The sequence below is a fragment of the Termitidicoccus mucosus genome (assembly GCF_038725785.1).
GTDB classification, from domain to species: Bacteria; Verrucomicrobiota; Verrucomicrobiia; order Opitutales; family Opitutaceae; genus Termitidicoccus; species Termitidicoccus mucosus.
Genome location: NZ_CP109796.1, coordinates 2,451,735 through 2,472,563, shown reverse-complemented (window position 1 = coordinate 2,472,563; position 20,829 = coordinate 2,451,735). Strand labels below are relative to the sequence as shown.

At 64.5% G+C, this 20,829-nt stretch carries 14 protein-coding genes; 11 read left to right on the top strand and 3 right to left on the bottom strand.

Annotation, left to right across the window (positions count from 1 at the left end; genetic code table 11):
* Positions 1-74 precede the first annotated feature (74 nt).
* Positions 75-1,619: a PhoH family protein gene (locus OH491_RS08450; RefSeq protein ID WP_068772192.1), complete on the top strand. Its 1,545-nt coding sequence runs from the start codon at positions 75-77 to the stop codon at positions 1,617-1,619.
* Here OH491_RS08450 and OH491_RS08445 read toward each other — a convergent pair.
* Positions 1,611-2,867 (bottom strand): xylose operon transcription regulator XylR, encoded by a 1,257-nt coding sequence (locus tag OH491_RS08445; RefSeq protein ID WP_068772193.1) that lies wholly within the window; start codon positions 2,865-2,867, stop codon positions 1,611-1,613. The genes OH491_RS08450 and OH491_RS08445 overlap by 9 nt on opposite strands.
* 295 nt (positions 2,868-3,162) lie before the next feature.
* On the opposite strand from OH491_RS08445, the gene OH491_RS08440 reads away from it, so the two are divergent.
* The 3 genes from OH491_RS08440 to dusB all read left to right on the top strand — a co-directional run bounded on the left by OH491_RS08440 (position 3,163) and on the right by dusB (position 6,589).
* Complete coding sequence (locus tag OH491_RS08440) at positions 3,163-4,236, top strand: mannonate dehydratase (protein ID WP_068772194.1); 1,074 nt, start codon at positions 3,163-3,165, stop codon at positions 4,234-4,236.
* A gap of 195 nt (positions 4,237-4,431) precedes the next feature.
* The gene (locus tag OH491_RS08435) at positions 4,432-5,205 is read left to right on the top strand and encodes an SDR family NAD(P)-dependent oxidoreductase (protein WP_068772195.1); all 774 of its coding nucleotides are present in this window, start codon (positions 4,432-4,434) and stop codon (positions 5,203-5,205) included.
* Between the two features lie 277 nt (positions 5,206-5,482).
* Complete coding sequence (gene dusB, locus OH491_RS08430; RefSeq protein WP_068772196.1) at positions 5,483-6,589, top strand: tRNA dihydrouridine synthase DusB; 1,107 nt, start codon at positions 5,483-5,485, stop codon at positions 6,587-6,589.
* Between the two features lie 36 nt (positions 6,590-6,625).
* Here the strand turns inward: dusB and OH491_RS08425 are convergent, their stop codons facing one another.
* Positions 6,626-7,870: a response regulator transcription factor gene (locus OH491_RS08425; RefSeq protein WP_068772197.1), complete on the bottom strand. Its 1,245-nt coding sequence runs from the start codon at positions 7,868-7,870 to the stop codon at positions 6,626-6,628.
* A 433-nt stretch (positions 7,871-8,303) separates the two neighbouring features.
* On the opposite strand from OH491_RS08425, the gene OH491_RS08420 reads away from it, so the two are divergent.
* The 7 genes from OH491_RS08420 (at position 8,304) to OH491_RS08390 (ending at position 18,405) form a co-directional block, all read left to right on the top strand.
* Positions 8,304-11,069, top strand: a complete 2,766-nt coding sequence (locus tag OH491_RS08420; protein WP_084442529.1) for a TonB-dependent receptor plug domain-containing protein — start codon at positions 8,304-8,306, stop codon at positions 11,067-11,069.
* A 4-nt stretch (positions 11,070-11,073) separates the two neighbouring features.
* Positions 11,074-12,312, top strand: coding sequence for a TlpA family protein disulfide reductase (locus OH491_RS08415; protein WP_068772199.1), 1,239 nt, complete (start codon positions 11,074-11,076; stop codon positions 12,310-12,312).
* 430 nt (positions 12,313-12,742) lie between these two features.
* Entirely contained in the window at positions 12,743-12,958 is a 216-nt protein-coding gene (locus OH491_RS08410) for a hypothetical protein (RefSeq protein ID WP_145929019.1), read from the top strand.
* A 45-nt stretch (positions 12,959-13,003) separates the two neighbouring features.
* Positions 13,004-13,699 (top strand): hypothetical protein, encoded by a 696-nt coding sequence (locus tag OH491_RS08405; RefSeq protein ID WP_068772202.1) that lies wholly within the window; start codon positions 13,004-13,006, stop codon positions 13,697-13,699.
* 52 nt (positions 13,700-13,751) lie between these two features.
* Complete coding sequence (locus tag OH491_RS08400) at positions 13,752-14,771, top strand: helix-turn-helix transcriptional regulator (RefSeq protein ID WP_068772203.1); 1,020 nt, start codon at positions 13,752-13,754, stop codon at positions 14,769-14,771.
* 96 nt (positions 14,772-14,867) lie between these two features.
* Positions 14,868-17,096, top strand: a complete 2,229-nt coding sequence (locus tag OH491_RS08395) for a TonB-dependent siderophore receptor (protein ID WP_334319585.1) — start codon at positions 14,868-14,870, stop codon at positions 17,094-17,096.
* Positions 17,097-17,481: 385 nt separating this feature from the next.
* A complete protein-coding gene (locus OH491_RS08390; RefSeq protein ID WP_068772377.1) occupies positions 17,482-18,405 on the top strand; it encodes an alpha/beta hydrolase in 924 nt (307 codons plus the stop codon).
* Between the two features lie 225 nt (positions 18,406-18,630).
* Here OH491_RS08390 and OH491_RS08385 read toward each other — a convergent pair whose 3' ends face one another.
* A complete protein-coding gene (locus tag OH491_RS08385; RefSeq protein WP_068772204.1) occupies positions 18,631-20,727 on the bottom strand; it encodes an HAD-IIB family hydrolase in 2,097 nt (698 codons plus the stop codon).
* Positions 20,728-20,829: the final 102 nt, after the last annotated feature.

Here is a 20,829-nt window from a genome sequence, read left to right as displayed (position 1 = left end):
AAATTTATTTCAGATTCCTGTTCGACAACTGGCCTGAGTTGTGCTGACTTATTCACAGTTTATCCACAACCACGATGGGAAGTCTGAGCCGCTCCACCGAGCCACAACACGCCAAGCTCAAGGTCTCCGCGAAGGTTAAAACCTTTGTCCTGGACACCAACGTCCTCCTTCACGACCCCCAGTCGATTCATAAGTTTGAGGACAACAACCTCGTAATCCCGGTCGAGGTGCTTGAGGAACTTGACGCCATAAAAACCGAGCAGTCCACCGAACGAGGCCGCAACGCCCGCCGCGTCCACCGCATCCTGCAGGAGCTCCTGCCCGATTCGCGCTCCATGCTCGAAGGGGTGAAGCTCCCCGGCGGCGGCACGCTTTCCGTCATCATCAACCGCTACCTGACCGACGCGAACCTCAACTCCCCCGCGATGCTCCGCCTGCGCGCCGTGCTGCCCGACCTGTCCAAGAAGGACAACCGCATCATCGCCTGCGCGCTCTTTGTGCAGGAGCAGTTTCCGCCGCCCACCATCCTCGTCACCAAGGACGTGAACGTGCAGCTCAAGGCCCGCGCCGTCGGCCTCGAGTCGGAGGATTATCTCAACGACAAAGTCCCCGAGGCCGCGGAGGAGCGCGCCTACCGCGAGGTTCCCGTGACCATTTACGAGCTGCAGCGCTTCTGCTCCGAAGGGGGCTTCGACCTCGGCGCGGAGGCGTCGGCCGGACTCGTGGTCAACGAATACGTCCTGCTTCGTTCCGACGAAGGAAAAACCATGCCCGCGCGCTATCACGGCGGCGGGATGATCCACCGCCTGCGCATCCCCGATTTCGTGAAGGCGCCCGGCGGCATTCCCATCCGCCCGCGCAACCTCGAACAGCAGTTTTTCGTGGACGCGCTGCTGGACGACTCGATCTCGATGGTCACCTGCTTCGGCAAGGCCGGCACGGGCAAGACGCTCCTCTCCATCGCCTGCGCGCTCCAGCAGACGCATGACGACGCCTCGCGCTACGACGGCGTGTCCATCTCCCGGCCCGTCATCGCGCTCGGCAAGGACATCGGGTTCCTCCCCGGCACGCTCGACGAGAAAATGAAACCCTGGCTGCAACCCTATTTCGACGCGCTCGAAGTGCTGGTGCCGTCGAAGCCGCCGAAGGAGGCGCAGTTCGCCTCGAAAAAAGTCGCCAAGAAAAATCGCGGACGCAACGGCGACGTGGCAAACCTCTTCGCCGATCCGCAGCCGATGCAGGGCTCGAACAACGGCCAGCGCGCGCCCGGCGCGCCGCCCCTCAAGCCCTATGAACGGCTCATCCGCAGCGGGTTGGTCGAAGTGGAGGCGCTCTGCTTCATCCGCGGGCGCTCCATCGCGCGGCGCTTTTTCATCCTCGACGAGGCGCAGCAGCTCACGCCGCACGAGGTGAAGACGGTCATCACCCGCATTGCCGAGGGCTCGAAGATCGTGCTCATCGGCGACCCGGCGCAGATCGACAATCCCTACGTGGACTCGCGCAGCAACGGCCTGGTGTATTGCTGCAACCGGATGCGCGGCCAGCCGATGGCGGCGCACATCACGCTGACCAAGGGCGAGCGCTCGCGACTGGCCGAGCTCGCCGCGGATTTATTGTGAAGCCTGGTTCCCCGGTGTTTTCCGCGGGTCAAGCCGGGGAAACGCCTCCGCATTTTGCGCCGCGCGCCGGAACGTTTTCGGCGGCACCCCCGCGTGCTTTGTGAACACGAGCCGGAAGCGCCGCAAGTCCGCGAAACCGCATTGCGCGGCGACATCCGTGAGCGTCATGTGCGCGCGTCCGGCGGCGGAGAGCATTTCGCGCGCCTTGGCCACGCGCAGGCGGTTGATCACCGTCAGCGGCGGTTGTCCCAGCGCCTCGCGAAAACGCAGTTCCAGCCAGCGGCGCGAATGCCCGGCGCGCTGCACCAGCCACTCCACCCCGAAGGGTTTGTCCAGATGCTTGCGCGCCTCTGCGATCAAATCCGCCACGAGCGGATCGTTCACCGCCACCGTCTCGGTTGATTTGCGCATCACCACCTGTTCCGGTTCGACCAGGATCAGGTTTTGAGGATTGGCGATGCCAGCCATCGCCCGGTCAAGCATCGCGGCGGCCTCCCAGCCGACCTTCCAGTCGTTGCGGGCGATGCTCGTGAGCGCCACCGGCCCCAGCTGGCAGACCGCCTGGTCGTTGTCCACGCCGAGCACCGCCACATCGTCCGGCACACGCAGGCCGGTTTGCAGGCACACATCCACGATCATCGCCGCGCGCAAATCGATGCTGGCCAGGATGCCGACCGGCTTTTGCAAACCGCGCAGCCAGCGTGCGAGTTGCTGGTGCTGGTCGCGCCAGCGCGTGGGGGCGCGCTTGTTGGGGTGAACGATGAGCGAATGGCATTTGGCACCCGCGCGCCGCGCGGCATCGGAAAACCCGGAGTAACGCTCGCAACTGTACCACATGTTGCTCGTCCCGTAATAACCGAGCCGCTTGAAACCGAGCCCCAGCAAGTGTTCCGCCGCCATCTGTCCGATCTGCCGGTGGTCAACCATCACCGAGGGTATCTTTTCGGGGTTGATGTGTCCGGCCAGGTTGACCACCGGGAACGGCAGCGAGCGCGCAATGCGCATGTCCCGGGGAGTTGTCACCAGCGCAAACGCGCCGTCCATGCGCGTATGCCGCAGCCAGTCCACGGATGGCGCGAGGCTTTCCGGCATGAACAAAAACGTCCAGCCCCCGCGCGCCTGCGCATAATCCACGATGCCATGGCGCACTTTTTCGAGAAACGAAAGCCCCTGCAAAAGCGCCAGGCCGATGACCGGACGACGTTTTTGTGGTGTTTGCCTTGAAGCCGAATGACTCTTTTCGGTCATGATGGAGGGATATTCCTGGTTCCCAATGGGAAGCGGGGATTTTTTAGAGAAAAAAACGAACCATTAAAACAATCGAATCGCGGAAGCGCGGAAGGGCGGAAAACAACCCCATTTTCCTTTTCCGTGCTTCCATCCTTCCGTGCTTCCGCGATTAAAAAAAATAAAACTATTTTCGAATCCATTGCGCAAAACGCCTCTTTTCAACGCAAAAAAGCCCATTTCCCATGGCCGTTTCATGGGTAGCATCTGGCAAAATTTTCCTGCACGCTTTCCTGCATGCCTCCCTATTTCATCTATGAAACTCGGCCTTGGCCTTTATAAACACCAGCTCGACCGCGGGCACTTCAATTTTGCGCGCCAGATCGGCGCGACCCATCTGGTGATCCACCTCGTGGATTACTTTCGCGGCAATCCGCACAACGCGCGCGACAACCAGCCCACCGGCGGCGTCAAGGACGGCTGGGGCTACGCCGGCGATCCCGACGCGCTCTGGACGCTCGACGAACTCACCGCCCTGCGCCGCGAGATCGAGGCCGCCGGCCTGAAGCTCGAAGCCATCGAGAACTTCGACCCCGCGCACTGGCACGACATCCTGCTCGACGGTCCGAAACGCGCGCTCCACATCGAGAACATAAAAACCATCATCCGCCGCCTGGGCCGGGCCGGCATCCCTGTCATGGGCTACAACTTCAGCATCGCCGGTGTGGCCGGCCGCACCACCGGTCCCTATGCGCGCGGCGGCGCGCCCTCCGTTGGCATGGAAGGCCCGGTGGACGATCCCATCCCGCTCGGCATGGTCTGGAACATGATCTACGACGCCGACGCCCCCGCCGGCACGCTCCCGCCCATCACGCACGAGGAACTCTGGCGCCGGCTGGAAGCCTTTCTCGACGAAATCCTGCCCGTGGCCGAGGAGGCGGGCGTGAAGCTCGCCGCGCATCCCGACGACCCGCCGCTGCCCACCGTGCGCGGCCAGCCCCGGCTTGTGCATCAGCCTGCGCTCTACCAGAAACTCATCGATCTCAATCCCAGCCCGTCCAATGCGCTGGAGTTCTGCATCGGCTCGCTCGCCGAGATGACCGAGGGCGACATCTACGAGGTGGTCGATCATTACAGCCGCCAGCGGCGTCTCGGCTATGTCCACTTCCGCAACATCCGCGGCAAGGTGCCGGATTACAAGGAGACCTTCATCGACGACGGCGACGTGGACATGATGCGCGTATTGAAAATTTTGATACAAAACAGGTTCGACGGCGTGCTGATCCCCGACCACACGCCCCAGGTCGCGTGCCCGGCGCCCTGGCACGCCGGCATGGCCTACGCCATGGGCTACATGAAGGCCGCGATGAAAACCCTCGGCATCGACTGATAAAATGGAGGGGCGGTCTCCGTGCCATCCCCCTCCATCTTTCTCTTTATTCTTTATCTTTCTTCTTTCTCCCGCGCCTTGATTTCATGGAGGCACAATGCCGAACAGGATGGGAGAAAGAGGAAAGATAAAGAATAAAGAGAAAGATGGAGGGACCGGCACGGGCCGCAAATATCCCTCCGCGCATTTTTTCCGATGAACAACCCATCCTTCCCAGGCATCTTTTCCCTGCGCGGCCAGGTCGCGCTCATCACCGGGGGCGGCACCGGCATCGGCCGGGCCATCGCCGGGGCCATGCACGCGGCGGGCGCGCATGTCGTGCTGGCCGGACGCCGCGAGGCCGAACTCGCCGCCGCCGCCGCCGAATTGGGCGAACGCGCCAGCATCGCCGTGCACGACGTCACGGAACTCGACGCTGCGCCCGCGCTGGTCGCGCGCATCACCCGCGAGACCGGCCCGGTCACCTGCCTGGTCAACAACGCCGGCATCAACATGAAGAAGCCCGCCGTCGAGACGACTTCGCCGGAGTTCGAGGCCATGCTGCGCACCCACGTGCTCGGGTCGCACGCGCTCACCCGCGCCGTGGCGCCGGGCATGATCGAGCGCAAGTCCGGCAGCGTGCTCTTCATCGCGTCGATGGCCTCGCTTTTTGGCATTCCCGGCGTCATCGCCTACACTGCGGCCAAGTCCGCCTATGTCGGCATGGTGAAATGTTATTCGACGGAGCTTTCGCCGCACGGTGTCCGCGTCAACGCGATCGCACCCGGCTGGATAGAGACGGCGATGTCGCGCAAGGCGATGGAAGGCGACCCGGCCCGCAGGCAAAAGATCATCGGGCGCACGCCGATGGCGAAGTTCGGCGCGCCCGCCGACATCGGCTGGGCGGCGGTTTACCTGGCCTCACCGGCGGCATCCTTTGTCACCGGGGTGACGCTGCCCGTCGATGGCGGCGCGAGCATCGGGTTCTGATCGGCCTCGTTTTTTTGGAGGGACGGCCTCCGTGCCGTCCTTCCACGTGGTTTGCGTGGCACGGGCGTCTCGCCCGTGGGATTGGGTGGCATGGGCGACCCCGCCCGTGTTGATCGCGACCTCGCGGCGCGGAGCGCCGTCGCATGGGCGGGACGCCCATGCCACCCGACCCGAACGGCACGGGGGGCCGTCCCTCCAAAAGGATAAATCTCGTTTGGAAATGGGATGAAATCGGTTTCCCTTTTTCGCGCCGCCGCCTTCACTGTCCGCATCACTCATGCGCATCGGGCCTGTCGAACTCTCCTCGCCGCTTTTTCTGTCTCCGCTCGCCGGATACACGAACCTGCCCATGCGCCTCACGCTGCGCGAACTCGGCGGGCTCGGCTGGGCGACCACCGACCTCATCAACGCCCGTTCGCTCGTCGAGCGCAATCCGCGCGCGCTCAAGCTCGCCGAGACCTCGCCCGCCGACCGGCCGTTCGCCATCCAGCTCTTCGGCTCGGTCGCATCCGAGATGCGCGATGCCGCCGTCATCTGCGAACAGCTCGGCGCGGCGTCCGTGGACATCAACATGGGCTGCCCGGTGAAAAAGGTCGTCCGCGTGGGCGGCGGTTCCGCCATGATGACCGAGCTCGAAAAAACCGCCGCCCTCGTGCGGGGCATGATCGAGGCGGTGCGGATTCCCGTCACCGCCAAGATGCGCCTCGGCTGGGACGACGACAACATCACCGCGCCCGACCTCGTGCGCGTGCTGGAGGACGCGGGCATCGCCGCGGTGTTCATCCACGGGCGCACGCGGGCGCAGGGATTCGGCGGCACGGTCAGCCTCGACGGCATCCGCTCCGTCGTGCAGGCGGCCCGCGCCATCCCCGTCATCGGCAACGGCGACGTCATCACGCCCGAGTCCGCGAAAAAGATGATCGACGAGACCGGCTGCGCCGGGGTGAGCATCGGTCGGGGCGCGTTTTACGATCCCTGGATTTTCCGCCGCACCGCGCATCTGTTGCGCACCGGCGAGATCCCGCCTGAGCCGTCCTTCGACGAACGCGTGCGCGTGATGTGCCGCCATCTCGACCACATGATCGACGTGTTTGGCGAGGAGCACGGCTGCCGCCTGTTCCGCAAGATCGCGCCCTGGTATGCGAAGCGTTTCGGGCCGGCGAAGGACTTCAAGCAGCGCGTCATCGCCGTCACCACGCGCGCGGAATTCCATGCGCTGCTCGCAAGTTACCGCCGCTGGCGCGCGCCGTATTGCGATGCGAACGGGGACTTGCTGCCCCGCTTCCAGCCGCCGCCGCTCGTCGCCTCCTTCATGCGCGCGCCGGATGACGGCGGCCCGCATGATTCCATTCCCGTGCCCAAGGGACCGGTGGAAATGTGGTAGCGGGAAGCGCGCGGACGCGCCTCACCGACTCCCGGCTCATGTTTGTTGCAGCGCGATGATCAGGCGCGTGCGGCTGGTCACGTGCAGTTTTTTGAAAATCCGGCTGAGCAGCACTTTCACGCTGCCCTCGGTCTTCGCGGTGCGCATGGCGATTTCCTTGTTGCTGCAACCGGCGCAAACCAGCATCACCAACTCGCGTTCGGTCGGCGAGAGCGCGTGCAGCAGCCGCGCGGGGGAGCCGGCGGCCGGCGCGGCCGTCTCGCTGCCGTCGACCCCGGCGGCGCCGCCCGGCGGGCGCAGCCGGATGATAAAGACCGGCTTGGTGAGGGCATTCGCGGTGTCCTTGCGCAATGAAACCAGCGCCTCGCACCCTGATCGCGCATCGACCAGGTGCCGCAGCGGGGGATCGCCCGCCGGCTCCGAAGGCGCCGCGCCGGCCCGGCGCGATGAGGCCGGGGCAGGGGAGGACGGATGCGCGGGAGCCGCTTGCAACCATTCCGCCCGGATCTCCTCGCAGGCCGCGGCGATCGCGGGCGGGATGTCAAAGATGGCCTGCGGGGAAAACTTTTTCGCCGGCCCGGGACCGAGATTCCAATGCGCGCAAAGCGAAAGCGCGTCCCGGCTCGAATACACGCACTTGAGATTCCAGTCGAGAAAGAGCAGCGCCTCCGGCGTCGCCCGGTAAAAGGTCTCCAGCAACCGGCGCCGCTGCCGTTCGTGCTCAAATTTCCGCATGCGTTCGAAGGCGACCTCGATATGCGGATGCACCGCACGCAACAGATCCATCTCCCCGGGCAGAAAGTCTCCTTGATCGGGGCGGCGGCGCAGCGCAAACGAGGTGTCCACCGCGCCGTCACGCCAAAACAGCAGGTGCGCGGAATAGCGCCAGCCGGCCGGCTGCATGTATTTCCGGTAATAGGGCAGGCGCGTGATCCGCCGGGCATCCGCGATGATATCGCTGTGGCTGTAGCACGGGATGCCCTTGTGCGCATCGAGGAACGGCTGAAAGAAAGGCGCGCCATGCTCCACCACCGCCCGCCCGTTGAATTCGGGGTCGGCGATGCGCGACCGCCGCGACGCCCGCCGCCGGGTGCTCGATTCCCGCCGCCAGTCCAGATAGTTGGCCGACATGACGAGGGTGTCATGGGGCACGGCGACCTCGAAAAGATGCTGGAGCGAACCCCACAAGTCGTGAAATTCCAGCGCCCCGTGCAAGTCCAGCAAGGCACGCTGCAACTTCGGGTCATGCAGGACGGACGATGTGTCGGGAGTGGGCGGCAAGTTGGAAAAACGAGTTAGCGGGAAATGATGGAAATACCAATGCTGAAACCTTCGCGCATTTGCCAAGGCGGCGCTCGCTTCTGTTCCACGGCAAAAGCGGAAACCGCCTTTTGTCACCCAAAGACCTGTTTGTTAACTTTAGCAACATTGTGTTGACACGAAATAAGCTTATTCTCCGGACGAATGATTCACTCCATCCATCAATTTTCCCGGCAGCCGCATGTCGTTTTGATTGCGGATGGCATGTGAATGCATGCCCTATGTTTTGTAAGATTTTGAGTAAAAATTAATTCCTTTTTCCACCGGCATAGACGGTAAATCCGCAAAAGAGAGAATCCCAAAGCCACATGGCCTGAATCAGGTCCTTAATCCACACTAAATAAATAGAGTTTAGATTGGCCAAATCAAGTCATAGTCAGTAACCTAATATCCAATGACCACACTAAAAAGCAATGTTACCGTCGGCAGGCCAGGCCTGCTGGCTTTTGGAATAACCCTGTCCGTCCTGTCACCCTTCCACCTGCTCGATGCCCAGCCAGCCAGCCCGGCGCCGGGGGAAAGAGCACCTTCGGCGGAAAACGGCGACGAGGCGGTTCACTTGGAGCCCGTCGAAGTAACCGGCTCCCGCATTCGCACGCTCGTGGGCGAGCAGACGGCGCTTCCTGTTTTTACCGTGCCGCAGTTTGAGCTCCAGCAACGCGGCATCACCCGCCTGGCCGACCTCCGCTGGGCCATTCCGCAAATGAGCCCGAGCATGGGATACAACGACAACTACAAGAACAGCGGCACCTCGCGCGCGCAAACCATCAGCTCCACCTTTGCCCTGCGCGGTTTCGGGGGCAACACCACGCTCATCCTCATCGACGGGAAGCGCGTGCCGCACACCGGCCAGAGCGCGCCGGGCGGCGCGGGCGGGCGCGAGGATTTCAACATCGACGGCATCCCCGCCTCGGCCATTGAGCGCATCGAGGTGCTGCCGCAAGGCGCCGGGGCCATTTATGGCGCCGATGCCATCGCAGGGGTGATCAATGTGATCCTCAAGAAGAACTACACCGGCGGCGAAATCCAATTCGTTTACGACAACACTTTCGACAGCGATGTCGCCCGGAAGGAAGTCAGTTTCAGCGGCGGCGTCCGGGCGGGAAAGTTATCCGCCTTCGTGACCCTCAACGCCGCCAATCAGGCCGGCCTCGCCCGCGCCGACCGCTGGTGGACCGCCAGCTACGATCTCTCGCCTTGGGGCGGCGCCAACAGCCTGCTCAGCGCGTCCTACGCCGGCCCCGGCACGCTGTCCACCGGGCTCTACCCTGACCCGCAATCACCCTACGGTCCGGGCCACGGCAGCTATCCCGCCGCCCTTCCCGGACTTGCCGTCGGCACCGTTCTCATTCCCGCCGGCTCGGACGGCACCGTCATACCCACCGATGCCGACGGCGCCTCGCTCGGCGGGCATTACGATGCCGCCCGCTACCTCATGGAGATAGACGCCTCGCGCAGCCAGAGTGTCATCGCCAAGCTCGATTACGACCTCGCCCCGTGGTTCAGCCCCTACGGGCAGCTCCGCTGGAGCCGTTTCGCGAACAGCTACACCGGCGCGCCTATCACCATCAATCGCCAGCTCGCCGCCGGCGTCGGCGGAAACCCGTTCTCCTCGCCGGTCTATCTCTCGAAAGTCTTCTGGGACCTGCCGCGCCCCGCCATAAAATCCACGCAGCTCAACAGCGGCATCGTCCTCGGCGTCCGCGGCGACCTGTCCCTCAACGACTGGCGCTACAACGCCAATTTTTCCTGGGCGCGCAACACCACCCGCGACCGCTCGGAAAACGACGGTTTCAATTCCACGGCGCTCGCCGCCGCCCTCGCCTCCGGCCTCGTCCTCGCCTACGACAGTTCCACCCCCGGTGCCGACCCCAACGGCGACGGCGTCCTGACCAGCCTGCTCAACGGGATTGACCACAAGGATGTCTCCGATGTTTACGAATACGCCCTTCAGGCCGACGGCACGATCTGGGACGGCTGGGCGGGCGGCATCAAGCTCGCCCTCGGCGGCGAAATCCAGCGGGAAAAGGTCAAGTTCCATTACGAGCCGGTGGTCAGCTACCTGTTGAGCGAGCCCTTCAACCGCCAGACCAACGCCGCCTACGCCGAACTGTCCGTCCCGCTGCTCTCCGATGCGCAAGGCATCCCCCTCGTCCACAAACTCTCCGTGAGCGGCGCCGTCCGCTACGAGGATTGGTCCGACATCGGCGACCACACCACGCCGGCGCTCAGCCTGCTTTTCCAACCCAAAAAATGGCTGAGCCTGCGCGCCTCGCGCACCGAGGGCTTCAAGGCGCCAAAACTGTATGAACTGCTGGCCCCGGTCTATGAGACGGACCAGACAATCTACAACGCCGCCAATTATATTGACCGCCTGCGCAATAACGAGGCGCTCGATCCCAACTATAACTACCATCTCGTCAGCGGCGGCCAGCCGCACCTGAAGCCGGAAAAATCCGTCACGCGCAACGCCGGCGTGGTGCTCGACGTGCCGGTGATTAAGGGCCTGTCGTTCTCGGTGGACTTCTGGGATATCGATTACACCGACAAGGTGGGGGGCCCGGGCTACCAGGTGATCATGGATTACTTCCCGGAGCGCGTCACCCGCGCCGCTCCCGAAGGCGACGGACTGCCCGGCAAAATCACCGGCCTCGACACCAGCTCCATCAACATGGCCAAGGAAAAGCTGAAGGGCGTGGATTACCGCGTCACCTTCCAACGCGTGTTCCCGCTCGGGGAAATCTTCTTCTCGTTCGCTTATTCCGACGTGGGCAAGCGCACCACCAAGGCCACGCCCTCTTCCGCCAATGTTGTCACGAAGAATCCCGACCGCGCCAGCGCCGCGCTCTTCTGGTCGCGCGGCCCGTGGAACGCGGGCGCCTCGGCCAACTATCAGTCCGCTTATCCGAAGAGCGCCTATACCACGTTGGAATATTCATCCTACACCGAACTGAATCCGCAGATCGCGTATGATTTCGGCCGCGATCCGGCGTTCAAGGATGCGTCCGGCTGGAGGCGTCTGCTGGATAAAACCAGAGTCAGTCTCACCATCATAAACGCGCTCAAGGAAGAGCCTTCCTATTCCGACGTGGTCAATTCCAGTTTTGTCGGCGACCCGCGCCTCAGGCGTTATGTCATCACCCTGACCAAGGCATTTTAATCCCATGAAAACGAAACAACTTTTCCCTGTCTGGGCCGGCGCATGCCTGGCGGTGCTTTCCAGTATGTCCATCTCCCGCGCGGAAACGCCGCCCGGGACCGCCGGCGAGCCGGCGGTCTCCAGTTCCACCGCCGCCGACCGCGACTACGCCGAACTGGAAAACCTGCTCAAGGCCGCTCCTCCCGAAGGTATCGACCCTCGCGGACGTGAAGGCTGGCTGTGGCGCGAGGAAAAATATAAACGCTACGCCGTCGGCACCCTTGCGTTTTATAAAAACCACCCCTCCGACCCGCGCCGCTGGGAGGGCATTGTCCAGCGCGGCTACACGTCGCCGTCGTTCATCACGGGCTTCAAGCCGGGATTTGACGAAAATCCGTCATGGGGCGGATTGATCGCGGACGAGGCCGCGCTGGCAGAGTTCCGGGCCGGACAGACCGCGCTTCTGCGCGAACTGGAGCTGGCCTCCGACACCACGCTTCACCAGCGGATCGGCGCCGCCGGATGGCTGTTCGATGCAGTCAAGCGCGAGGCCGTGCAAAATCCATCCGGGGAAACCCGGGAACGGCTGAGGGTCGCGGTCAAGGATTTCATGGCAAAATTCGAGCCCGAGCTCAATGCGGCCGAGATCGCCGGGTCCGTGGCTGAATCCTTCCTCGATCTCCTGCGCGAGCAGGACGCGTCCGCCGCCGCCGAGTATGAGGAGACGCTGCGGCGGAGCCGCCACGCATCCCTGCGCGAGGTGGCGGACAAGGAGGCGCGCGCCTTGGCGCGGCTTGCCGGGGCAGGCAAAATCAAGTTCACCGCAGCGGACGGACGCGAGGTCGATGTCGGCGCGATGCGGGGCAAGGTGGTGCTGATTGACTTCTGGGCGACGTGGTGCGGCCCGTGCATTGCCGAGATTCCGAATGTCGTGGCCGTTTACGACAAGTATCACGACAAGGGTTTCGAGGTCGTGGGCATCACGCTCGAAAATACCGGCGTAACCGCCACGATGGAAGAGGCGCAGAAAGAAAAGCGCCTCGCCGCGGCAAAAGCGAAAATGCTGAAATTCGCCGCCGACAAAAAAATGCCCTGGCCGCAGCATTACGACGGCAAGGGCTTCGGCAACGACTTTGCCGTGCAATTTGGCATCCAGGCGATTCCCGCGATGGTGCTGATCGCACCGGATGGCACGATTGTCTCCACCAGCGCGCGGGGCCCGAAACTCGAATCCGAAGTGCGCAGGCTGCTGGGCTTGGAATAACCGGATGGCCACCGCGCGATGATGGAAATCGCCGGAAGGGATGCGCCTGCGCCACAACGCGCTGCCGAGCGCAACCTCCAACGATGCTTAAAACAGGCTGGACCGCAGGAGGCCGGGCTTCTCTCGCGGGAAAATGCCGCTTTTTGCCGTAACGGTCCCGTGGCGTTCCGGTCCAACATCGGGCGGGACATTAGCTTGGATATCTTGTTGATCAATAAGATGACGTATCACCATATCTTATGATCACGGGTGAAAAGGAGGGAGTATTTGACATTACATGATAATGAGATTTTGTATCAAAAATCATTTCTCTCTCATGTTCTCTGTGGCCTCCATCACGTGTGAAATCCAATCTTCCGAAGGTTATCATGATGCTGATATAGAAAATATTGCGATATCCTGTGCGCGCGATCTCCAGCTCCCGGTCGTGATGGAAAAGGCGCCGTCCTTGCGACAGGCCCCGAGGCAATCGCTGATCACGCTGCATGTGTCGGCGGCGTTGGCAATCAACGAGCACCGCCTCTGGTGCCTCGCCTGCCGGCTGGCATGCTTCTGCCCGGATGTCCGGGTGAGCGTGCTCGTGCATTCGGAAACGGGTTTCGCGCAACCCGATGGCCTCGATTCCTTTGAACGGCGCATCGCCTGACCGCCGCTGAGCATTGCGCAATTTTTTCGCCCTTTCTTCTTAACCATGAAACACCACGCCCAAGCATCCGTCCGTCCACGTCACTTCAAACTCGCGCTTGCCGCCATCCTGTTTGCCGCCGCGCCGGTCGCCGCGCTCGCGCATTCCGTGTGGATCGAGGACATGGCCGGGAGCGCGCTCGTCGCCCGTTTCGGCGATCTCGGCGGGCCGGTCGAGAAATCTCCCGGCTACCTCGACTATCTCGCGCTGCCGTCTGCGTGGGTGTTTGATGCCGAAGGCAAGCCGTCGTCCTTCGAGGTCGCGAAAAACGCCGACCACTTTCTCTTCAAGTCCGCCGCCGCCGCCCAGCCGTTGCTGGCCGAAACCGCGTTTCCCGTGCGCGGACGCCCGGGGCAGCCGGGCGTCAAGCCGCTGTTTTACCTGCGCTGGCAGCCGCCCGGCGCGCCTGTGCCGCCCGCGCCCGCGCTCACGCTTGACCTGCTTCCGGCCGCCGGTTCGCCCGGCGACTACATCGTCTGGTTTCGCGGCAAACCGCTCGCCGGCGCCAAGGTCGTCCGGCACGGCTTGGGCGAAAAGGAGGAAACCTTCACCGCCGACGAGGCCGGGCGCGTGAAAATCCCGGCGCTTCCCGGTGTCAACCTGCTCACCGTCAGCCACCGCGAGGAGCTTGCCGGATTCGACGGAGGCAGGGCCTACGCCGGTCTCGGGCACAATGCCTCGCTTTCGTGGCGCCAGCCCTGAACGCGATCTCCGAAGCCGTCGCGCGCGCCCCTCGCGCGGCCCGACGCAACGCATGACCTGGTTCATCGACACGCAAGGTTTTTCCAGCGGTGGCGTCCACGCTCCCGCCATCGCCGCGCCCGCGCCGCAAGCGCCGGACGGACGGCCTCCCGCCGCGCCCGCCGCCGCTGTCGCCGCGCCGCGGCGCCATGTGGTGAGGTCCGGCGTGTGTTTGCATTGGGGCGAATGGCCGCCGCGCCGCGCGCCCGACGCCTTCCGGGACAATGCCGCCCGGCTCCCGAATCTCTCGCCGGCCCGGGGAATATCCGCCCCGCCACCGTTGATCCGGCTCGTGTTTGTGCTGGCGGACAAAAAAGCCGGGGCGGCCTCCGCGTCCCTTGAACGCATGTTTGTCGAAACCACGCGCGGGCATGCGGCCGCCGCCGCTTTGGAGCGCGAGGCGGCGGAGCCCGCCTTTCATGTTTGCATTTCCATTTCCGGCCGCTCCCTGCGGGAAACCCTGGCCGGCGACGATTCGCGCGGCGCCGCGTTCCTGCTGAAAATCGCGACCGGCGAACTCCCGCCCGGCGCTCTGCCGCCGCTCGTGCTGCCGCCGTCGGCGCGGCTCGCGGTCGAATCGCTCCGCCGCTGCCCGTTTTCCGGCGCCTGCCGCTCGCTCATGATCGAGGCGCGCTGCAACGACATGCTCGTCGCCTTCCTCTCCGGGCTCGAAACCTGGCTGGAGGCATCCGCGGATCGCGCGGTGAAGCCGGTTGAGGGCGTGCGGCTCGCCACGGACCTGTTGTTGCGCCGGATGGACGCGCCGCCGTCGCTCGCCGAGCTGGCGCGGTCGGTCGGGCTGAGCGAGACCACGCTCAAGCGCGCCTTTCGCGCCGCGCACGGCACGACGGTTTTTGGTTTCCTGCGCGCCCTCCGCATGGAACATGCGCGGGCCTTGCTGAGCGCCGGGCGCGCCTCGGTGATCGAGGTGTCATCCCTGGTTGGATACAACAACCCGAGCAACTTCGCCGCGGCCTTCCGCCGCCAGTTCGGGCAGAATCCGAAACGCTTCCAACTGGCCGACGCGACGTGACGCGTCCGCCGCCGCCCGCCCTGGCCGCCGGCAGGTAAAAATATGCCCGCAACAGGTGGATTTTGCCGCCTGCGAATTGGGATAATTCCCTTCCGCATGAAATCCGTCATCCGCATCCGCCCCGTTTCTCAACTTGGAATCCTGCTCGCCGCGCTGCTCACCTCGGGCCTGCCGGCCGCGGCCCAATCGACCGCCGCATCGGGCTCCGGCGGGTCCGCTTCGCATGATGCCGAGGTCGTCGCCCTCGACCGGCTCACCGTCAAGGGCGACCGCCTCTTTTCGGAGTTGTTTGTCGCCGACCGCAGTCTTGCCGGCACCAAGACCAGCACGCCGCTGGTCGAGACCTCGCAGTCGCTGACCGTCATCGGCCGCAACGAAATGGATGCGCGCGGCGTGCAGCGTCTCACCGACGCCGTCAGCTACGTGGCCGGCGTGCAAGCCGAGTTTCAGGGCATCGACAGCCGCGTGGACACGCTCAAGGTTCGCGGCTTCGAGGCGGGCGGCTTCGCCAGCAACACCTACCTCGACAACCTGCGCGCGCCGAGCGGCGGGCAATGGACGCGCGCCCAGTTTGACCTGTTTGGCCTCGAGCGCGTCGAGGTGTTGAAAGGCCCCTCCGCCGTGCTCTACGGGCAGGTCGCGCCCGGCGGCCTGGTCAATCTCGTCAGCAAGCGTCCCGGCGTGGCCGTGAAGGATTCCGTGGAGTTGCAGGTGGGCAGTTACGACACCATCCAGGCCACCCTCGACGTCTCTGGCGCGCTGACCTCGTCCAATCGGCTCCTCTACCGTGTCGCCGGTCTGTTTCGCGACGGCGACGCCGAGGTCGATCACACCGAGTTGCAGCGCATCTTTGTCGCGCCCAGCCTCACCTGGAAAATCACCGACAAAGCCTCGCTCACGTTCCTCACCCAATACCAAAAGGACAACGGCGGCTCGACCTATCAGTTCCTCCCGCAAACCGGCACGCTCAAGCCCGGCGACCACGGCTACATCGACCCCTCCACCTTCCTCGGCGAACCCACCTGGAACAACTTTGACCGCGACCAGCACGCGGCCGGCTATGCGTTTGACTACGTCTTCAACGACACCTTCACGCTCCGCCAGAATTTCCGCTACTCGCACGTGAAGACCGACTACAAGGGCATCGTCGGCGGCACCGGCGACGCCACGCCCGCCGGCGACTACACGCGCCGTTCCGCCTGGGGCTACGGCGAGACCGACGGCATCGCGGTGGACACTCATCTCCAGTCCAAATTCGCGACCGGCGGCGTGAAGCACACCGTCCTCACCGGCTTCGATTTTCTCTACAGCGATTGGGAGCACACCCGGCTCATCGGCACCGCGCCGTCCATCAACATCTACAATCCCGTTTACTCCGGCATCAGCTTCAGCGCGAATCCCGCCCAGTCCTTCCTTCAGGACACGATCGAGCGGCAGATCGGTTTCTACCTTCAGGAGCAGGCCTCGTTCGGCGGCTTCCGCGCCACGCTCGGCCTCCGCCGCGACGAATATGATGTCAACCAGACGATCTCCTACCGCAACGGCACCGTGCGCAAAGTGGACATCAAGCCCGACTCCGTCACGTGGCGCGCCGGGCTTCTCTACCTGTTCGACAACGGCCTTGCGCCCTACGCCAGCTACGCCACCTCGTTTGACTCCGCCCCTTATTCCAGCACCGACGCCTCCGGCCAGCCGCTGCGCGAACCCACCGAGGGCGGGCAATACGAGGCCGGCCTCAAATACAAACCCGCCGCCTTCGACGCGCTGCTCACGCTCTCGCTTTTCCAGCTCACCGAGACCAACCGCGTGATGGCCGATCCGGGCGGCGTCGGCTCCGTGCAGGTCGGCGAGGTGCGCATCCGCGGCATCGAGTTTGAGGGCAAAATCTCGCTGGTCAAAAATCTCGACGCCATCGCGACGTGGACCCGCCTCGACCCTGAAATCACCAAAAACTCCGCCTCTCCCTCCGCGCCGCCCAAGGGCAACGCGCCCTCCGCCGTGCCCGAGGACATGGCCTCCCTCTGGCTCTCCTACGTCTTTTCCTCCGGCCCGCTCGACGGCCTGACCGCCGGCGCGGGCGTGCGCTACGTCGGCGAAAGCTACGGCAACGACGCCAACACCATCAAGGTGCCCGGCTATACGCTCGTCGATGCGGCCATCAGTTACGACCTCGGCAAAAAGTTCCCCGCGCTCAAGGGCGCCGCCCTCCGCCTGAGCGCGACCAATCTCGCGGACAAGCGCTACGTCGCCACCTCCACCGCGCCGAGCGCCGCCTGGTATGGCTCCGGCCGCAACGTCTCGCTCAGCGTCCGCTACAACTGGTGACCTGCGCGCTCCCGGCCCCGCATGCGTTTCCCAAGCGATGCCCTTGTACCAATTCCCAATTAAAATCACCCCTTTGGGTAGGGCGAGGCGTCCCCGCCGAGCCGTTGCCGGCCTGCGGCTCGGCGGGGACGCCTCGCCCTACCCTGATAAGTGTGAAAATGGTTCGGAAATGGTATTACACCATATGCGAACTGAAATGGCACTTTTTGCGCCGCCCCGCCGGGTCGAGTGGCACGGGCGACTCGCCCGTGCGGCGGCGCTCCGCGCCGCCATCCCCGGAAAAACATGGGCGGGGACGCCCATGCCACGCAATCCACGCAACCCGCCGCCCTCCGACTGCGCCCTCCAAGGCGCCAATCTCATTCGCAACTGGCCTTGTTCCTTCATGAAATCACTCCCGCTCCTCATCGCCGCCGCGTTGTTTTGCGCCCTTCCGCTATCCGCCGCCTCATCCGCGGAATGGCGGGATTGCCCCGCCTTCGTGCAAGGCCGCCAGCGCGACATTCACTCGTCCGCGACCGGGCGGGATTATCGCATTTTCATCTCCGTTCCCGACACGCCTCCGCCCGCCGAAGGGTTTCCGGTCCTCTATGTCCTCGATGGCAACGGCACGTTCCCGTTCGCCGCGCTCATCAGCCGGTCGTGGCGCGAGCGCGGCGCCGCGCTCGGCATCCATCCCGGCATCGTCGTCGGCATCGGCTATCCTGTCTCCGGCGACCTCGACCTCGTCGCGCGCGCCGAGGACTACACCCCGCCCGCGCCCGACCTGTCCGACACCGGCGATTTTTCCGGCAGCAAGCAGGGCGGGGCCGACCGTTTCCTCGACTTCATCGAAAACGAACTCAAGCCGCTTCTCGCCGCCGGGTTCAGGCTCGACCCGTCGCGCCAGACGCTCTTCGGCCATTCCTACGGCGGGCTTTTCACCCTGCACGCGCTCTTCACCCGCCCCGGGGCGTTCCAGCGCTACGTCGCGTCCAGCCCGTCCATCTGGTGGAATCACCGCCGCATCCTCGCCGAGCGCGACGCGTTCCTGAAGGCCCGGTCTTCCAGTATCCAACAAAAAAATACATCACCGCGCCTCGTCATCACGGTCGGTTCGCTGGAACAGACGCCCCGCCCAAGCCGGCAACCCGCCCACCGCGCCGAACGGGTCATCGCCCGCCGCCAGGTGGACAATGCCCGCGAGCTTTCCGCCTCGCTCGCCGATGTCGGCTTGGAAAACACCCTCTACGTTTTCGAGGACGACAACCACGGCTCCGCGCAAATCCCCGCCATCAACCACGCCATCCGCGTCGCCTTTGCAAAGTGAGGCTTTCACGCCTCGTGCCGTAGCGCAGGCATCCTGCCTGCCGTCGATACCGAAGGCGCGAAGCGCCGCTGACTTTTTCTCTCCTTCCCAAAAGAATACCGCGCTTCGCGCGATAAAATAACGACGGCAGGCAGGATGCCTGCGCTACGGCGCGCTGCCGCGCGAAGGTTTCCGGACATGCTTCGCGCATTTCGTGTCCTTCGCGGTTAAAACCTCTTTTCAGGCTCAATCCCGCTGGCCTGCGCCGATGCCGGGCGCGGCTTCGAGTTCGTGGCAGGCGCGGATGAAGGAGGCGGCGGACCACGCCTGGTAGGCCTTGCCCATCGGCCGCCCGGTCACGCCGTGCACCCATTCGTTGAACTCCCACTCGCGGTCGCGTCCGAGGCGGTTGAGCTTCGCCAGTTGCACGAGTTCGCGGCAGGCGACCTCGTGGAAACCAAGGCGGTGGATGAAACGCACCCACATGCCGCCGATGAAGGGCCAGATGCCGCCGTTGTGGTAATGGTGGGGAAGGTTGAGGAGGTTGACCGTGTAGTAGGCGCGCCAGTCGGGGTCGCCGGCCTGCACGACGGGATAGAGGTTGGCGACGGGCCAGGGCTGGTTGACGCCGACGCCCCACATGAAACGAAACGCGGTGCGGGCGCGCTCGATGTCGAGCAGGTGCATGAGGCTGGCGAGGATGTTGCCGAGCACGTCGCAGCGCCAGTTGAAGGCGAAGGGTGTGATCTCGGCGAGCAGGTATTGGGTGTCGCCGAGGCCGAACTGGCGGTCGGCGAAACGGTTGGAGGGCGCGGTCGGCATGGCGGCGGGCTCGGCCATGCGCGTGGTGGGCCAGAACGCATCCAGAATCCGGCTGCGGATGCGCTGCGACCAGCCGAGGTAATCGGCGGCGCGCGCCGTGTCGCCCAGAAATTCGAGGATGCGGCCGTAGCACACGTTGGCGCGATACCAGAGGATTTCGTCGTAGAGGACGTTGTAGGAGCGGCCGAAGAGGTCGGTCCAGTCGCCGGCCTCGGGGATTTCGAGCAGGCCGTCGTTGTTGCTGTCGTGCGCGCTGAGCCAGTTCATCGCGACCTGGAGGCGGTCGGCCTGCGAGCGCAGGAAGTCGAGGTCGCCGGTGCGCAGGTGGTGGTTGTAGCAGGCAATGATGACCCAGAGGCCGCTGTCGATGGAGCAGATGTTGCCCACTCCGCCGTAGTCGGGGCGGTGGTCGTCGATGCGGACATTGGCCGGGATCTGGCCGGCGGGCGAGGTGGCGCGGAGGAGCGTTTCGAGCGTGGCGCGCTGGGCGGCGCGGATGTCGGCGTCGTCAAGGTCGAGGGTGTTGAGAATGGTGATGGCGCCGTCGCGGGCCCAGACGGAGCGGTAGTTGGCGTCGGTGCCGGTGACGGCGTTGTCGTCGAGCGAGCAGGCGGAAAAGCCGAGCGGGGTGATGTTTTTGCGCACGGCGATGAGCGCGTGCTCGTAGGCGGTGGTGATGAGGTTTTTCTCGTCGTCGTTGAGCGAGCCGAGCTTGGTGCCGGTGAAGAGGAGGCGGAACTCGGGCTGCATCCGCTCGCGCGGGATGCCGGTGTCGTCGGCGGAAGGCGCGCGGCGGATGACGCCGTGGTGGGCGAGGCCGTCGAGCACACCGTCGGCAAGGATGTGGCGCGAGGTGTAGCAGGGGATGTCGACGGTGGCGCTGAAAAGCTCGGGGTTGGCGTTCTCGACGATGATGCCGCGCACGCCGGGGAGGCGGAACATGCTGGCGTCGTTGCCGGTGTCGCCGGCAACGAGCACTTCGTCGAGCGGGATGCCGAGGCGTTCGCAAAGCCAGCGGAGGGCGTCGCCTTTGCTGGCGCCGCGCGGGAGGATGTCGAGATCGCGCTGGCTGGAATAGACGAGCGCGACGGGCAGCCCGGTTGCGCCGAGCCGGCGCTGGAGTTCGTCGAGTTGCTCGGGGGTGGCATGGTCGAGATGCCAGCTCGATTTGTAGGCGTGCTGGAATTCGTCCGCCTGCGGGCGCACGCCGGGAAACGCGGCGACAATGGCCTCGATGCGGTCGCGGTTCCAGCCCTCGGCCAGGGTGGCGGCGAAGTCGTCGAGGTCGCGTCCGGCGCGGAAATCGTGGATTTGCGTGCCGACGCCGCCGATGAGGTAGTCGGGCTCGGCGAGCGTGCCGGCGGCGACGAGCGCGCGCATGTCGGCGATGAGGCGTCCGCTGTTGTAAACGAGCAGCGGGCGTTTGGCCGCGGGGATGCCGCGCCAGGCGGTGTTGAAGCGGTTGGTGGCCTCGGGATTGCCGAGGAGCGTGCCGTCGAGGTCGGTGCTGAAAAGTTTCATGAGGCAATAAATTCGAGGCCGGGGATATCGGTATTCATAAAAAAGATACAAAGGGAGGCGCGCCCGGCCCGGTTTTGTTCATGGATTGCGGAGCGCGCAAGT

What these genes read in the sequence shown, in the direction of transcription:
- OH491_RS08440 (WP_068772194.1), top strand. Translation starts at nt 3,163, where the DNA reads ATGAAACTCGGCCTTGGCCTTTATAAACACCAGCTCGACCGCGGGCAC.
- OH491_RS08385 (WP_068772204.1), bottom strand. Translation starts at nt 20,727, where the DNA reads ATGAAACTTTTCAGCACCGACCTCGACGGCACGCTCCTCGGCAATCCC.
- OH491_RS08450 (WP_068772192.1), top strand. Translation starts at nt 75, where the DNA reads ATGGGAAGTCTGAGCCGCTCCACCGAGCCACAACACGCCAAGCTCAAG.
- dusB (WP_068772196.1), top strand. Translation starts at nt 5,483, where the DNA reads ATGCGCATCGGGCCTGTCGAACTCTCCTCGCCGCTTTTTCTGTCTCCG.
- OH491_RS08435 (WP_068772195.1), top strand. Translation starts at nt 4,432, where the DNA reads ATGAACAACCCATCCTTCCCAGGCATCTTTTCCCTGCGCGGCCAGGTC.
- OH491_RS08415 (WP_068772199.1), top strand. Translation starts at nt 11,074, where the DNA reads ATGAAAACGAAACAACTTTTCCCTGTCTGGGCCGGCGCATGCCTGGCG.
- OH491_RS08395 (WP_334319585.1), top strand. Translation starts at nt 14,868, where the DNA reads ATGAAATCCGTCATCCGCATCCGCCCCGTTTCTCAACTTGGAATCCTG.
- OH491_RS08390 (WP_068772377.1), top strand. Translation starts at nt 17,482, where the DNA reads ATGAAATCACTCCCGCTCCTCATCGCCGCCGCGTTGTTTTGCGCCCTT.
- OH491_RS08400 (WP_068772203.1), top strand. Translation starts at nt 13,752, where the DNA reads ATGACCTGGTTCATCGACACGCAAGGTTTTTCCAGCGGTGGCGTCCAC.
- OH491_RS08405 (WP_068772202.1), top strand. Translation starts at nt 13,004, where the DNA reads ATGAAACACCACGCCCAAGCATCCGTCCGTCCACGTCACTTCAAACTC.
- OH491_RS08445 (WP_068772193.1), bottom strand. Translation starts at nt 2,867, where the DNA reads ATGACCGAAAAGAGTCATTCGGCTTCAAGGCAAACACCACAAAAACGT.
- OH491_RS08420 (WP_084442529.1), top strand. Translation starts at nt 8,304, where the DNA reads ATGACCACACTAAAAAGCAATGTTACCGTCGGCAGGCCAGGCCTGCTG.
- OH491_RS08410 (WP_145929019.1), top strand. Translation starts at nt 12,743, where the DNA reads ATGGAAAAGGCGCCGTCCTTGCGACAGGCCCCGAGGCAATCGCTGATC.